Below are 13,392 nucleotides of genomic sequence, written 5' to 3'. Positions count from 1 at the left end.
CGTCGTTGCGCGCGCCAGGCCGTTGCCGATGGCAATCCTACCTTGGCGGCCGGTGCGGGCAAGCCACAAATCAACACAAATAGAGACAATTCCGACTATCATCTTCCCCGACGACGTCCGCGCGCAACGCCCGGGCGGGTAATCACGGAGTGGGCCATGCAACTCGAAGTCTCGCTGGAATCGGCGATCCGGGCGCAGAACGGTGGGCTGTTCGTTTCAAGGAACGCGGACTGGGTCCATCCGCAGCGCAAGCTGGAATCGTACGAACTCGTTTTCGTGCGCCAGGGCGTGCTGCATCTGCGCGAAGAAGAGACCGAATTCGCGGTGCATCCGGGCGAATCGCTGCTGCTCTGGCCGCATCGGCATCACGGCGGCACGCAGGCCGTCGGGCGCGGCCTCAAGTTCTACTGGGTGCATTTCACGCTGGCGAGTGGCGTCGGCCATGGCATCGAGGACAATGCGCCGGCCTCGCTACGCGTGCTTCAGCACACGCGCGTCGCGCGCCCCGACCAGACGAGCGCGCTGTTCCGCCAGTTGCTCAACGATCAGGAGTTGTTCGGCACGCGCTCGGCCACGCTCGCGCCCATCATCACGCTGCTGCTCTGCGAATTGGCGCGCTCGGGCAATCCGGTTGCGCAGGCGGACGGCGCGGCGTCCGCGCTCGCGGCGAAAGCGGATATCGTCATTCAGAATAAATTCGCGAGCGATATTTCGGCGTCCACCATCGCCGACGAACTGCATTGCAATCCGGATTATCTCGGGCGCGTGTTTCGCCACGCGTATGGCAAAACGCTCACCGATGCGCTGCACGAGCGGCGCGTGCGCCACGCCGCCACGCTGCTCGTGGAGACGGGCAAAAGCATCGGCGAGATCGGTCAATTATGTGGATTCGCGGACCCGGCGTATTTCCGGCGCATCTTTTCCCGCTACCAGGAAATGACGCCAGGTGCGTGGCGCGCGCTGCATACGCGCACGCACGTGAATCATGCGTGAATATGGGCGATGCGATTAGCGGACCACGGCGTCGCGCGCCACCGTTTCGAGCGGCTCCGTGATCGTCAGCAGAATCACGAAAGTGAACGCCGAGATCACCGACATAAAGCCGAACACGTAGTCCCAGCCAAAATGATCGAGTAGCAGACCCGCGATAAACGGCGTGGCCGCGCCGCCAAGCTGCCCACCCATATTGACGATGGCGTTCGCAAGCGGAAACTTCTCTTTCGCGACAAACGACGTCGGATACACCATATACGCCGAGAATCCAATACTCAGCGCAACGCCTGCCATAAAGATCAGGAATCCGTACAATATCGGCGAAGCAGGCGATTGAATCAAAACGATCATCATCAGCGCGGTCGCCACGGCGGAGAACATCATGCCGGGCTTGCGCCGCTTGCCGAGCGCGCGATCCGAAAGCCAGCCGCCCAGAATGTTACCGACCACCGCGCCCACCCACGGCGCCGCCGCCACGAAACCCGTACCGGCCACGCTGAACTTCTTCACGTTGAGCAGATAAGTCGGAATCCACGCGAGCATCACGCTCGAAATACCGAGCTGGCAGCAATAGCCGAGCGCGCAGCCGTAGATATTCCACGATGTCACCACCGCACGCGTCGTTTCGAGCGGTTTCTCGCTGCGCACGCGCGTGATCCGGTCGAGCCAGGGCATCGATTTCGTGCGCTCGATGCGCATGGCCGCCCCCGCCTTCGGGCTTGCGGCGTCGATCAGTTCGCGCTCCGCTTCGTTCACGCCGCGGCTGTCGGCCGGTTTATCGGCGACCATTAAATACCAGACGATCGAAAACAGTACGCCCGGCACCGCGAACACCAGGAAGATCGCTTGCCAACCCCAGACCGAAATAATCGCCACGCCGAGAATCGGCGTAATGACCGGTCCGAATTTTACCGACGACAGAAACAGACCCGACGCAGTGCCCTTCTCTTTTGCCGGGAACCAGCTATTGATCGTTGCCGCGATGCCGAGCGGCAGCGGGCCTTCGGCGAAACCGAGCGCGAGACGGCACAGCTTGAGCGAAAAGAGCGAGCCGACGACGCCCGTCATGGCCGTCGCGATCGAAGTCAGGATCATCGAAATCGGCAGCGCGCGACGCACGCCGAAGCGTGAAATGATCAGCGCCGACGGCAATTGCGCCAACGCATACGCAATCAGGAAAACGCTGACGAGTGCGCCGGCCTCGGCGTTGGTCATCGAGAATTCCTTGCGCAGAAACGGCAGCGCAATGCCGAGGTTCGCGCGATCGGCGGCGGCAATCGTGTAGATCAGGAAAAAGAGGGTCGCGACCACCCAACGATAGCGCGTGGGACGCGCCGAAGCCGCCAGGGCATTCGACGCGGGCAATGCCGTGTCTTTTCTCATGTGTCTCGCTCCATTTTTTCTATTCCGGCGTGACCCGTTCGGGGCAGCCTGGTACGACTCGACTTAATGCAACTCGAACTAGGTCAGATCGAAGCGCTGCAAGGTGGATTCCAGCCCCAGCAATTCGACCGTCGTCGCGCCCTGGCGAATCTTCGCGCGGAACGCCTGCTCCTTTTCCTCGCGCGCCCGGCTCACTTCGACCACGCGCGCAATATCGTGCTGCGGCACGACCACCACGCCGTCGATATCGCCGACGACGATGTCGCCCGGTTGAATCTGCACGTCGCCAATCGTGATCGGCACATTCAGTCGTCCCGGCTGATTCTTGCCCGTGCCCTTGATGCAGAGCCCGCGCGCAAATACAGGAAAACCCTGCTCGATGATCGTGCGCGCATCGCGCACCGCGCCGTGAATCACGAGCCCGGCCAGTCCCTTCTGCAGCGCGAGTTCGGTGAACACGTCGCCCCACGGGCCGGCTTCGACAAAGCCTTTCGCGTCGACGACCAGCACGTCGCCCGGTTTCACTTTGAGCATGGCGTAATGCAGCATCAGGTTATCGCCAGGACGCGTGTCCACGGTGACAGCCGGGCCGGCCACGCACATTGAGGGATGGATGGGTTTGATGCCGCTGTCGAGCGCGCCATAGGCGCCCTGGGCTTCGTAAACGGTTGCGCTGCCAAGGGCGCGCAGCGCCGCGATCAGGTCGGTAGATGTCTCGTGACTGCTCATGTTCGATTTTTGGAATTTGATCGTGCTGCTAGTTTTAGATAAAGTTTCAGCAACATCAAACATCGTTTTCTGAGCCTTAGTTCAATAAAAATGAATCTTCGCCAGGTTCGCTACTTCTGTGCGGTGGTCGAGGCGGGCAGCGCGTCGGGCGCCGCCGACGCCTTGTACGTCGCGCCGACCGCCATCAGCATGCAGTTGTCACAACTCGAAGCGCACCTCGGCGGCGAGCTGTTCGATCGCTCGCGCCGGCCGATGGAACTCACGTCGCTCGGCAAATACTTCTATCCGCGCGCGAAGGAACTGCTCTCGCATTTCGGCCGTCTCGACGACGAGGCGCGAGGCATCGCATCGGGGCAACGTGGCTGGCTCGGCATCGGCTTCGTGCGCTCGGTCGCGTATTCGATCCTGCCCGCCGCCGTGCGGCGTTTCCGTGAAAGCTGTCCCGATGTGCATCTCGATCTCGTCGAGGCGCTTTCCGAATATCAGCCCGAGCGCTTGCGGCAAGGCCGGATCGATCTCGGCATTGCGCGTTTTATCGGCCCGCTCGATCCCAATCCGGATCTCGACTACACCGTCATGCTCAACGAGCCGTTCGTCGCCGTCGTACCGGTCGGCGATCCACTGGCGAAGCAGCGCTCGGTCACGGCGGCAGAACTCTCGCGTCTGCCGTTCATTCACTATCCGAAGGACTCGCGAAGCCCGTTCGGTCAGCAACTGCTGGCCGCATTGAAGGCCGCCGGCGGCGATCCGCGCGTCGCGCACGAAGCGATCGAAATTCATACGGCGCTCGCGCTCGTCGGTGCGGGATTGGGCGCGACTTTGGTGGGGCGATCGACGGCGAAAAACAATCGACGCGACGTGCGCTTCATTCCGGTCAAGGATCTCGATCTGCGCACGAAGCTGGTCATGATCACGCGCGCGGGCGACGACAATCGGCTGATTGCGACGTTTCGTGAAGCGTTGTCGGCGACGCGTAAGGGCTAGGATTCGAGCGCCGCGAGCAGTGAGGATGCGCTCGCGCACAATGCGTCACAAACGATCATCGCCGAATACGGCCAAGCACGATCGCAAGACCCGCCGTCACCGCGAGCGCAACCGCCAGCGTCATCAGCCCGGCCGTGAACGATCCGGTCATTTCCTTGACGACACCGACCATCGCCGGGCCCGCAAAACCCGCGCAATTGGCCACGGCGTTGATGACCGCGATGCAACCCGCCGCCGCCGCGCCCGAGAGGAAAGTCGGCGGAATCGCCCAGAGCGCCGTGCGGGCGATATTCACGCCGATCATCGCAATCGTGATGCCGACGAGCGCGACGCCGACCGAATCCGAAACGGCCGACACCACGAAACCCAGTGCCGCCACGGCCGAACTCATCGTCAGGCTCGCGGCGTAATCGCGGCCCTTGTCCATCCATCGCGCGGCCACGACCATCGCGAGCCCGGCGCACGCATAAGGAATCGTCGAGAGCATGCCGGTTCGGAACAGACCCAGCCCTTCACGATTGATGATCTGCGGAAGCCACATGCCGATCCCCGCGATGCCGGTCGAGAGCGTGAACAGCGCGAGCGTCAGCAGCAACACGCGCGGATCGGCGACGGCGCTGCGAAAACTCTGCGTACTGCTCGCCGTGGCTTCGCTTTCCAGTTGATTCACCAGCGCGCCACGCTCTTCGTGACTGAGCCACGTGGCGTCCTTCGGCGAATTGGACAGCACGGCCCACGCCCAGATGCCGAGCACGGCTGCCGGCAAGCCCTGCGCGATAAACAGCCATTGCCAGCCCGAGAGTCCCATGAATGCGTGAATGCTCAACAACGCACCCGAAAGCGGACCGCCGATGACGGACGCGAGCGGAATGCCGAGCGTGAACCACGCAAGCACGCGCACGCGATACGCGCGCGGAAACCACGAAGTCAGATAGAACGCGACGCCGGGAAAGAAGCCCGCTTCGGCCACGCCGAGTATCAAACGAAGCGCGTAAAACGAATGAGGACCGACGGCAAACGCCATCGCGGCCGAGAGCACGCCCCACGTCACCATGATGCGCGACAGCCAGATACGCGCGCCGAATCGATGCAAGGCCAGATTGCTCGGCACTTCGCAGAGCGCATAGCTGACAAAGAAAAGGCCCGCGCCCCAACCGAATTGCGCCGACGTCAGCCCGAGATCGTGATTCATCGTCAATGCGGCGAAGCCCACATTGATACGGTCGAGATAGCTGAAGATATAGCCGAGCAATAAAACCGGCAGCAAGCGAATCGACGCCTTTCGCACGGCGCGTTCGCACAATTGCGCCTGTTCCTGCACGTTGGGCGCGGCGACGCTCATATCGGCGCGCCCTGCGTGGGGCAGCGCATAAGATGAAGTGGGCTTCATCCGGTCTCCTGTTTATGAATGTGTTTCGGCGACTAAAAGCGATACAGCGCGGCGGCGTTATCAACGAGAATCCGTTCGCGTGTGGATTCGTCTCGCGCCCATTCCTGCAGATAGTCGAATTGCCCGGCGTCATCCGGTAACGATGCGGCGGCGGGATGCGGCCAGTCGCTGCCCCAGACGAGGCGATCGGCGCGGTGCTCGACCAGCGCGCGGCCAATCTCAACGATGCTGTCGCGCGTCGCTTCCGTGTCGAGATAGGCGCCGCTGAGTTTCACCCACGTCCGCCCGTTATCGAGCAACGCAAGCAGCGCGCGGAACGCCGGTTGCGATACGCCTTCGTTAAAGCGCACGCGCCCGAAATGATCCATGACGACATCGCACGGCAGACGCGCGAGCGTCGCGGCAAGCTCGGGCAATTGCGCACCGCTCACGTGGATCTCCAGATGCCAGCCGCGCTCCGCGAGCGCAGGCGCGAGCGATACGGCGTCGCGCAGCGCATCCGTGCCCGAGCGAACCAGATTGAAACGCAGGCCCACGATGCCGCCTGCGTTCAATTCGTCGAGGCGGTCTTCGCTGACCGCGCCGCTCACGACGGCAATGCCGCGCGCGGTCTCGCCCGTGCTGGCGATCGCGTCCAGCACGCAGGCGTTGTCGAATCCGTATGTCGAAGGCTGCACGAAGATGTTGCGCGTCGTGCCGAGCCGACGCTGCAGCGAACGGTAGTCAGAAAGGGAGGCCGCGGGCGGCTTCAGATGCGCATCGGCGGCAACCGCGAAGCGCGGTGAATAGACATGCATGTGGCAATCGCACGCAAGATCCGGCGCTTTGCATTGCGGCGCGGCCGTTCCTGCGGAGAACGGCACGATGCCGGCCTGAATGGTGTCTCGCTCGCTCATGGCAGGCTCAGGCGCGGAAGCGGTCGCAAGAACCCGGTCAATCATGGCTGTCTCCGTGGTGTGTTTGCCGCCATTGTTCCGCCACGAATTCATAATGTCTATTGTTTAATTTTCAATAAACCATTCCCAGAAGTTATCTATTTTTTCGCGCATTTGCACGCGCAACGCCGCTTCGCATTAAGCGTGCGTTATTCGTTCGGCGCGACCGACGCGCCCTGAATGCCGTGACGCGCGAGCGCATCGGCCACGAAGCCCGAGCGTTTCATCTCTTCGACGAAGGCGCGCAATTCCGTCGCGGCCGCTTCGCCACGACGCTTCGCCACGCCCATCGCCTGCCGGATCACCATGAAGCGTTCGTCGAGCAGACGCAAGCCGCCCACCTTCGCGGCATCGGCTTCGAGTTGCTGCTTCACGCCGGCCGCCACGTCGAGCTGCTCGTCGATAAACGTCTGCACGACCGTCGGCGACGTGGGCGCGCGCACGATTTCAGCGGCCTTCAATTCGCGCGTAAGAAACAGATCGTAGGCGCTGCCCTTGCCTACGGCCACGCGATGGCGCGCATCGTCAACCTGCGCGTTAGTGCGGATCGGCGAATCGTCGCGCACCAGATAAAAGCCTTCGATCAGCACATACGGCGCAGTAAAGGCGATCGTTTCGCCGCGTTTCGGATCGACGGCGAAAAAGCCGAAATCGGCGCGCTCGTCGCTGACGGCTTCGACCGATTTACCGGCTGCGTCGAACACCACGAGTTCGAGCGGTGTGCCGAGCCGTTTCGCAAACGCATGGGCGAGATCGATGGAGACGCCGAACGGCTCGCCCGTTTGAGGATCGCGATTGGCGAGAATCGGATTGCCGAGATTGATGGAGGCGCGCAGCGTGCCGGTGGGAGCGAAGGCTTTGACGATATCGGGATGAATGGACATGGTAGTCAGGCCGCGTGATGCGCACGACGCACGGTCAGCGGCGTTCGAGGTTCGTGAATTTGCGCATGCATTCGCACATGCGCAAAGGCTGTGTCGACCGATATTAAAACAAACGGCGCACGCGGTTCACCAACCCGCGGCCTGACTCCTGCGCGTGCATCAAGCGGCGCGCGTCGGCGAGAATGCATCGGCCGCCGCCACCGTATCGAGCGCTTCACGCAGCAACGCGATCTTGCCGTCGCGCGCGACGAGCCGCCCCGCGTACATCTGCCGATAGATTTTCCCCGTCGACGGCACGAGCGCTTCCACTTCATATTCGGCGAAAACCTGCTCTGGCGTTTCAATCAGATAGCGCACGTTTTTGAACTGGAAATCCGGCACTTTCGCGATCAGCGAAGCAATAAAACCTTCGATCGCTTTCGGTCCCTGCGCGCGTCCGTCGATGCCGAGCGATTTCAGATACGGCAATTCCAGCACGCCATCGTCGGCGAATAATGCAGCGGCCGCACGCGGGTCGCGAATCGATTCGAGGTAAGCGGCAAGCAGTTGTTTAGCGTTGTTCATGATCGGCTCTCGATATCCATGTTGATGGGCGCGCGTTATTGCAGACGCGTTTTCAAAGCCGTCGCCATCTGCTGCATGGCGGCGCGCGTCGGGGCATCGGCGGCGAGCACGTTGAGCAGGCCGAAATCGTGAATCGTGCCTTTGTACTGCGTGGTCGTCACCTCGTTGCCCGCCTGGTCGAGCCGATGTCCGTAGGCTTCGCCTTCGTCGCGCAACACATCGAACTGCGCCGTCTGGATCAGCGCGGGCGGCAAACCCTTCAATTCGTCGAGCGTGGCGCGCAGCGGCGAGGCGTAGCGCTGCTTGCGCTCGCCTGCGTCGGTCGCGTCGGGGATATAGGCGTTCCAGAACCACTTCATCATGTCGCGGCTCAGGAAGTAGCCGTTCTCGAAAGCCTCGTACGACGCGTTGTCGAATACGTGGTCCGTCACCGGCCACATGAGACCCTGGAAGCGGATGGCCGGGCCGTTGCGGTCCTTCGCCATCTGGCTCACGACAGCGGCCATATTGCCGCCCACGCTGTTGCCGACGACCGCCAGCCGCGCGCCATCGACGCCGAGTTCCGCGCCATGCGCGGCGACCCATTTCGTCGCGGCGTAGGCCTGATTGATCGCGACCGGATAGCGCGCTTCGGGCGACGGCGTGTAGTCGACGAACACGGCTGCAGCGCCCGATTGCACGACGAGGTCGCGCACGAGACGCTCATGCGTCGGGTAATCGCCGAGAATCCAGCCGCCGCCGTGGAAGAACATGAACACGGGCAGCACGCCTTGCGCATTCTGCGGCTTCACGACGACGAGCGGCACGGTCAGACCATCCTGCTCGATCGTGCGGCGCGTGACCTCGATGCCCGAGACGTCCACTTCCACACTGCGCTGGGCGCCCGCGAGGACTTCGCGCGCTTCGGCGGGCGTGAGCGTTTCGATGGCCGGGCCGGTGCCGCTGTTGAGCGCGTTGAGGAAGGCGACGGTGGCGGTATCGGGCGTGTTCGGGGTGGCTTGCGTGGTCATCGTGATTCTCCTTTCGTGTGGTTGAGTGGCCGCCGACTTCGTGTCGTGCAGCCGATGGAGAGGAGAATACGGATCCGGAGATATTTGCGAAATAGAAGTGTTTGAAACCTATCGTTGCAAAATTGCAATGATGAAGCGTGGCTTCATGGCTTCGGCCATCGCCACGACGGATCGGAAAGATGCTCGGCGAAGTAATCGGACAGCGCCGCCACCTTCGCGGGCCGCGCGCGCGCCGACGGCGTGACGAAGTACAAACCGCCCTTCGTCAGCGACCAGTCAGTAAGGATCGCTTCGAGGCGGCCATCGGCCAGATACTCGCCGGCGATGAATTCCGGCAACTCGGCGATCGCGAGACCCTCCAGCAGCGTGGGCAACAGCGCATCGGAATTCGTCACGCGCAGCGGGCCCGTCGGCATCACCGGCTCCTCCTCGCCCGCGTCATTCGTGAAGCGCCAGACATCGCTACGCGCGCGATACGCGTACGAGAGACACGGCCGATCCGCCAGCTCGCGCGGATGCGCGGGCCGCCCTTCGCGCGCCAGATAGTCTCGCGACGCCACCACGAACTGCGTCACCGCGCACAGCCGCCGCGCGACCAGCGACGAATCGGGCAACGCCGCGATCCGCAGCGCGGCGTCGAAGCCATCGGCGACCAGATCGACCGACGCATCCGAGAGATGCAGGTCGATCGACACTTCCGGATACGCGCGAAAGAAGCCCGGCAGCAACGGCGCGACCCAGCGCAAGCCGAACGACATCGGCACCGCGAGCCGCACCAGCCCGCGCGGCTGCACCGACATCTCGCGCGCGGCGCTTTCCGCCTCCTCGGCCTGCCGGTAAATCTCGCCCGCCTTCTCGCAGATCGTGCGGCCGAACTCGGTCAGCGCCAGCTGCCGCGACGTGCGGTTAAAGAGCCGCGCGCCCAGCCGGTCCTCCAGACGCGCCACGCCGCGCGAGACCGTCGCCACCGACACGCCCATCGCACGCGCCGCCGCCGCGAACGAGCCCTCCTCGGCGACCTTCGCGAACATCGCCAGTCCTTCGAAATCAGGCAGCTTCGCCATTTCCCCTCATCTTTTCATTTCTGCAACGTTGGATTGCAATCAATTCTATTTCGAAAAGAGCGGCCCGTCGATATTCTCCTCACATCGCAGCACGCAACACCGAACCCAAACATCCACCGACTTAAAGAAAGGAGCTTCACCATGGCACGCAAACTCGACAACAAGATCGCCCTCGTCACCGGCGCAACCAGCGGCATCGGCCTCGCCACCGCCCAGCGCTTCGCCGCCGAAGGCGCGCACGTCTACCTCACGGGCCGCCGCCAGGCCGAACTCAATGCCGCTGTGAAGAGCATCCGCGAAGCCGGCGGCCAGGCGACCGGCGTGCGCGTCGATTCCACCAAGCTGAACGAACTCGACGCGCTGTACGCGCAGATCAAGGAAGAACAGGGCCATCTGGACGTGCTGTTCGCCAACGCCGGCGGCGGCTCGATGCTGCCCTTCGGCAACATCACCGAAGAACATTTCGACGACACCTTCGATCGCAACGTGAAGGGCGTGCTGTTCACGGTCCAAAAGGCGCTGCCGCTGCTGACGAAAGGCGCGTCGGTGATTCTCACAGGCTCGACGGCAGGCAGCGCGGGCACGGCGGCGTTCAGCGTGTATGCAGCGTCGAAGGCGGCGGTGCGTTCGTTCGCCCGCAACTGGATTCTCGACCTCAAGGACCGCCAGATCCGCGTGAACACGATCAGCCCCGGCGCGACCCGCACGCCCGGTCTGCTCGACCTCGCCGGTGACGACGCCGCGCAGCGCCAGGGTCTCGCCGACTATCTGGCCGCGCAGATCCCGATGGGTCGCCTGGGCGAGCCGAACGAAATCGCCAGCGCCGCGCTGTTCCTCGCCTCGGACGACGCGAGCTTCGTGAACGGCATCGAACTGTTCGTCGACGGCGGTCAGCAGCAGATCTGAGCTGGGCTCGGGCACGGGCGGGGCGCGCGGAAATCGAGCGCGCCTTGACCGCCCGCCACATCCGAAGGTTTCTTGCGCGGCACAGCAATTGCTCAAGCAAGGCGTGTCGACCATCCCGTCGATCCACCAACCTCGGAGCCGGCCATGCAATTCGTATTTCAATCGTGCCTGATCAGCACCTGCGCGAGCATCGATGACGGAAGAATCGTGGCGAACGCGAGAATCTTCAGCCCGGCTTCGGACGGTTCGTTCGACGACGACGTGCACGATCTGTGTCTCGACGAGAATTTCATCGACGAACACGAAGCGCTGACTTTTGCCCGCGAGCGCGCGATGCTGTGGGTCGAAGAGCATTGCGTCAGCGCGATGTAAGTCGTGCAATCGCCGTGCATGTACCACGCAATCGCCGCCCATTGGCGAACGAAACGGGCCGCGCACTGCGCCGCTCGTCGCCGAATGGCGGTAAAGTCGCAACGTTATCGCGTCAATCCGTCCGCATAATCGCTTGAATGCTCGTGCGCGGTTGCGAAGCGGCCGCCGTTCGCCGCGAGCCGTCGCCAGCCGCAACGACCCTTCGACCGCGTCCAGTTCGCGCCTCCAGAAGACGGTACAGGGCAAAGGGACCATGTCCACCACGCAAGACCGGAGCGTCGAACCGATCCCGCTCCCCCGCGAGCGCGAACCCGACGCCCGCTGCCTGATGGGCCCCGGCGAAGCGTGTGCGCTGGCGCGCGCCGTCGACTGGGACAGCACCTCGATCGGTCCCGTCAGCGGCTGGTCTCAGGCGCTGCGCTCGACCGCCTCGCTCGTCCTGCACAATCACTCGCCCATGCTGCTCTGGTGGGGCCAGGAATTCGTCCAGATTTACAACGACGCCTATCGCCCGGTGCTCGGCGCGAAACATCCGCGCGCCATGGGGCAGCGCTTTCGCGACTGCTGGAGCGAGGTGTTTCATATTCTCGGCCCGATGGCCGAGCGTCCGTTCCGCGGCGGCCCCGCTTCGGTCAGCGACGACGTCGCCGTTCTCCTCGAACGCAAGGTGCCGCGCGAGGAAAGCCACTTCCGGCTGGCCTACAGCCCCGTGCCGGACGAAACCGTCGAATCCGGCATTGGCGGCGTGCTCGCCACCGTCACCGAAATCACCGAGCAGGTCTATGCCGACCGCCAGCTCCGCACGCTGCGCGACCTGGCCGCGCGCGGCTCGGCGGGCGCGCTGACGCCCGAACAGGCCTGCATCAACGCGGCGGCCTTGCTCAAGGAGAATCCCTGGGACGTGCCGTTCGCCGTGCTCTATCTGCTCGACAACGGCGCCGCGCACGCCCGAAGGATTGCCTTCGCCGGACTGGAACCGGACGCGCTCGATGCGCTCGCGCCCGCCACCGTCGACTTTACGCATGCCGCGCCCGCCGATCCGTGGCGCTTGCGCGACGTGACGCTCCGGCAGGAAATCGAGATCGTCGACTTGCCGGCGGCGGCGCACAGCCTGCCGGTCAGCCCGTGGCACGACACGCCGCGTTCCGCGATCGTGCTCCCGCTGACCTCGGCCGATCAGCCCGGCGGCTACGGCGTGCTCGTGTGCGGCGTGAGCCCGCACCGCGTGCTCGACGCGGGTTATCGCGCCTTCTTCGAACTGGCCGCGTCCCAGGTCGTGACGCTGGTGCGCGACGCGCGCGCGCTCGAAGCCGAACGCCAGCGCGCGGAAGCGCTCGCCGAAATCGATCGCGCCAAGACGGCGTTCTTTTCCAACGTCAGCCATGAATTCCGCACGCCGCTGACACTCATGCTCGGCCCCGTTTCCGAACTAGCCGACGACACCGCGCTGCCAGCGCACGTCCACGCGAAACTCGATCTTGCGCATCGCAACGCCTTGCGGCTGCTGCGCCTCGTCAACACGCTGCTCGACTTCTCGCGCATCGAAGCGGGCCGCGTGCAGGCATCCTATGAGCCGACCGATCTCGCGGCGCTGACGCGCGAGCTCGCCAGCACGTTCCGCTCGGCGATCGAAAGCGGCGGTCTGCGCTACGAAGTGGCGTGCGAGACGCTGCCCGAGCCGGTCTATGTCGACCGCGAGATGTGGGAGCAGATCGTCCTCAATCTGCTTTCGAACGCGTTCAAGTACACCTTGCAGGGCGACATCGCACTGCGTCTGCGGGTGCGCGACACACACGCGGTGTTCGAAGTGCGCGACACCGGCGTGGGGATACCGCATGACGAACTGCCGAGGATTTTCCAGCGTTTCCATCGTGTCGAAGGCGTGGCGGGCCGCAGCCAGGAAGGCACGGGCATCGGCTTGTCGCTCGTGCAGGAACTGGTCAAGCTGCACACGGGCGAGATGACCGTGAGCAGCACGCCGGGGCATGGCTCGACGTTCCGCGTCGCGATTCCGCTCGGCACGGCGCATCTTCCGGCCGACCGCCTCAAATCGGCGGGCTCGCCCACGCATCTCGCGAGCGGCGTGCAGACCTTCGTCGAAGAAGCGCTGCGCTGGCTGCCCGACGACCCGTCGCGCCCGGCCGCGACGGCGCGTCCCGCGGACATCGTGCCGGACCC

The 13,392-nt window shown here is 63.9% G+C and carries 14 protein-coding genes; 6 read left to right on the top strand and 8 right to left on the bottom strand.

Going from position 1 to position 13,392, the window contains the following annotated elements:
• Positions 1–156 precede the first annotated feature (156 nt).
• Complete coding sequence (locus G3N97_RS06125) at positions 157–993, top strand: AraC family transcriptional regulator (RefSeq protein ID WP_205992407.1); 837 nt, start codon at positions 157–159, stop codon at positions 991–993.
• Positions 994–1,008: 15 nt separating this feature from the next.
• Here G3N97_RS06125 and G3N97_RS06120 read toward each other — a convergent pair whose 3' ends face one another.
• Together G3N97_RS06120 and G3N97_RS06115 are read right to left on the bottom strand one after the other, a co-directional pair.
• On the bottom strand, positions 1,009–2,376 hold the full coding sequence (locus tag G3N97_RS06120; RefSeq protein WP_205992406.1) for an MFS transporter: 1,368 nt from the start codon (positions 2,374–2,376) through the stop codon (positions 1,009–1,011).
• Between the two features lie 78 nt (positions 2,377–2,454).
• Entirely contained in the window at positions 2,455–3,105 is a 651-nt protein-coding gene (locus tag G3N97_RS06115) for a 4-carboxy-4-hydroxy-2-oxoadipate aldolase/oxaloacetate decarboxylase (protein WP_205992450.1), read from the bottom strand.
• A gap of 90 nt (positions 3,106–3,195) precedes the next feature.
• On the opposite strand from G3N97_RS06115, the gene G3N97_RS06110 reads away from it, so the two are divergent.
• Positions 3,196–4,089 carry a LysR family transcriptional regulator gene (locus tag G3N97_RS06110; protein ID WP_205992405.1) on the top strand — a complete coding sequence of 298 codons (894 nt, stop codon included), beginning with the start codon at positions 3,196–3,198 and terminating at the stop codon, positions 4,087–4,089.
• A 55-nt stretch (positions 4,090–4,144) separates the two neighbouring features.
• Here the strand turns inward: G3N97_RS06110 and G3N97_RS06105 are convergent, their stop codons facing one another.
• Together G3N97_RS06105 and G3N97_RS06100 are read right to left on the bottom strand one after the other, a co-directional pair.
• The gene (locus tag G3N97_RS06105) at positions 4,145–5,479 is read right to left on the bottom strand and encodes an MFS transporter (RefSeq protein ID WP_346778021.1); all 1,335 of its coding nucleotides are present in this window, start codon (positions 5,477–5,479) and stop codon (positions 4,145–4,147) included.
• A 32-nt stretch (positions 5,480–5,511) separates the two neighbouring features.
• Positions 5,512–6,276 carry an amidohydrolase family protein gene (locus tag G3N97_RS06100; protein WP_205992404.1) on the bottom strand — a complete coding sequence of 255 codons (765 nt, stop codon included), beginning with the start codon at positions 6,274–6,276 and terminating at the stop codon, positions 5,512–5,514.
• Between G3N97_RS06100 and G3N97_RS06095 the strand changes: the two genes are divergently transcribed.
• Positions 6,271–6,594 carry a hypothetical protein gene (locus G3N97_RS06095; protein ID WP_205992403.1) on the top strand — a complete coding sequence of 108 codons (324 nt, stop codon included), beginning with the start codon at positions 6,271–6,273 and terminating at the stop codon, positions 6,592–6,594. The two genes, G3N97_RS06100 and G3N97_RS06095, sit on opposite strands and share 6 nt — an antisense overlap.
• On the opposite strand, the gene G3N97_RS06090 is transcribed toward G3N97_RS06095, so the two are convergent.
• The 4 genes from G3N97_RS06090 to G3N97_RS06075 all read right to left on the bottom strand — a co-directional run bounded on the left by G3N97_RS06090 (position 6,564) and on the right by G3N97_RS06075 (position 9,936).
• Positions 6,564–7,298, bottom strand: coding sequence for an ABC transporter substrate-binding protein (locus tag G3N97_RS06090; RefSeq protein ID WP_205992402.1), 735 nt, complete (start codon positions 7,296–7,298; stop codon positions 6,564–6,566). The genes G3N97_RS06095 and G3N97_RS06090 overlap by 31 nt on opposite strands.
• Before the next feature lie 159 nt (positions 7,299–7,457).
• Entirely contained in the window at positions 7,458–7,862 is a 405-nt protein-coding gene (locus G3N97_RS06085; protein WP_205992401.1) for a nuclear transport factor 2 family protein, read from the bottom strand.
• A 35-nt stretch (positions 7,863–7,897) separates the two neighbouring features.
• A complete protein-coding gene (locus G3N97_RS06080; RefSeq protein ID WP_205992400.1) occupies positions 7,898–8,872 on the bottom strand; it encodes an alpha/beta hydrolase in 975 nt (324 codons plus the stop codon).
• A gap of 143 nt (positions 8,873–9,015) precedes the next feature.
• Positions 9,016–9,936 (bottom strand): LysR family transcriptional regulator, encoded by a 921-nt coding sequence (locus G3N97_RS06075; protein ID WP_205992399.1) that lies wholly within the window; start codon positions 9,934–9,936, stop codon positions 9,016–9,018.
• 141 nt (positions 9,937–10,077) lie between these two features.
• On the opposite strand from G3N97_RS06075, the gene G3N97_RS06070 reads away from it, so the two are divergent.
• The 3 genes from G3N97_RS06070 to G3N97_RS06060 form a co-directional block, all read left to right on the top strand.
• The gene (locus tag G3N97_RS06070; RefSeq protein ID WP_205992398.1) at positions 10,078–10,842 is read left to right on the top strand and encodes an SDR family oxidoreductase; all 765 of its coding nucleotides are present in this window, start codon (positions 10,078–10,080) and stop codon (positions 10,840–10,842) included.
• Positions 10,843–10,986: 144 nt separating this feature from the next.
• Positions 10,987–11,214, top strand: coding sequence for a hypothetical protein (locus G3N97_RS06065; RefSeq protein ID WP_065065850.1), 228 nt, complete (start codon positions 10,987–10,989; stop codon positions 11,212–11,214).
• A 253-nt stretch (positions 11,215–11,467) separates the two neighbouring features.
• The coding region (locus G3N97_RS06060; RefSeq protein ID WP_205992397.1) for a GAF domain-containing sensor histidine kinase at positions 11,468–13,392 on the top strand (1,925 nt) is incomplete at its 3' end.

The organism is Paraburkholderia sp. Ac-20347, assembly GCF_017104805.1.
Classification (GTDB): Bacteria; Pseudomonadota; Gammaproteobacteria; order Burkholderiales; family Burkholderiaceae; genus Paraburkholderia; species Paraburkholderia tropica.
The sequence above is the reverse complement of the archived record's forward strand: the minus strand, read 5'-3'. Positions and strand labels throughout refer to the sequence as shown.

Bases quoted from the DNA above. Each gene is read 5' to 3' on its own strand.
- G3N97_RS06125 (WP_205992407.1), top strand. From the start codon at position 157: ATGCAACTCGAAGTCTCGCTGGAATCGGCGATCCGGGCGCAGAACGGT.
- G3N97_RS06120 (WP_205992406.1), bottom strand. From the start codon at position 2,376: ATGAGAAAAGACACGGCATTGCCCGCGTCGAATGCCCTGGCGGCTTCG.
- G3N97_RS06115 (WP_205992450.1), bottom strand. From the start codon at position 3,105: ATGAGCAGTCACGAGACATCTACCGACCTGATCGCGGCGCTGCGCGCC.
- G3N97_RS06110 (WP_205992405.1), top strand. From the start codon at position 3,196: ATGAATCTTCGCCAGGTTCGCTACTTCTGTGCGGTGGTCGAGGCGGGC.
- G3N97_RS06105 (WP_346778021.1), bottom strand. From the start codon at position 5,479: ATGAAGCCCACTTCATCTTATGCGCTGCCCCACGCAGGGCGCGCCGAT.
- G3N97_RS06095 (WP_205992403.1), top strand. From the start codon at position 6,271: ATGCATGTGGCAATCGCACGCAAGATCCGGCGCTTTGCATTGCGGCGC.
- G3N97_RS06100 (WP_205992404.1), bottom strand. From the start codon at position 6,276: ATGCATGTCTATTCACCGCGCTTCGCGGTTGCCGCCGATGCGCATCTG.
- G3N97_RS06090 (WP_205992402.1), bottom strand. From the start codon at position 7,298: ATGTCCATTCATCCCGATATCGTCAAAGCCTTCGCTCCCACCGGCACG.
- G3N97_RS06085 (WP_205992401.1), bottom strand. From the start codon at position 7,862: ATGAACAACGCTAAACAACTGCTTGCCGCTTACCTCGAATCGATTCGC.
- G3N97_RS06080 (WP_205992400.1), bottom strand. From the start codon at position 8,872: ATGACCACGCAAGCCACCCCGAACACGCCCGATACCGCCACCGTCGCC.
- G3N97_RS06075 (WP_205992399.1), bottom strand. From the start codon at position 9,936: ATGGCGAAGCTGCCTGATTTCGAAGGACTGGCGATGTTCGCGAAGGTC.
- G3N97_RS06070 (WP_205992398.1), top strand. From the start codon at position 10,078: ATGGCACGCAAACTCGACAACAAGATCGCCCTCGTCACCGGCGCAACC.
- G3N97_RS06065 (WP_065065850.1), top strand. From the start codon at position 10,987: ATGCAATTCGTATTTCAATCGTGCCTGATCAGCACCTGCGCGAGCATC.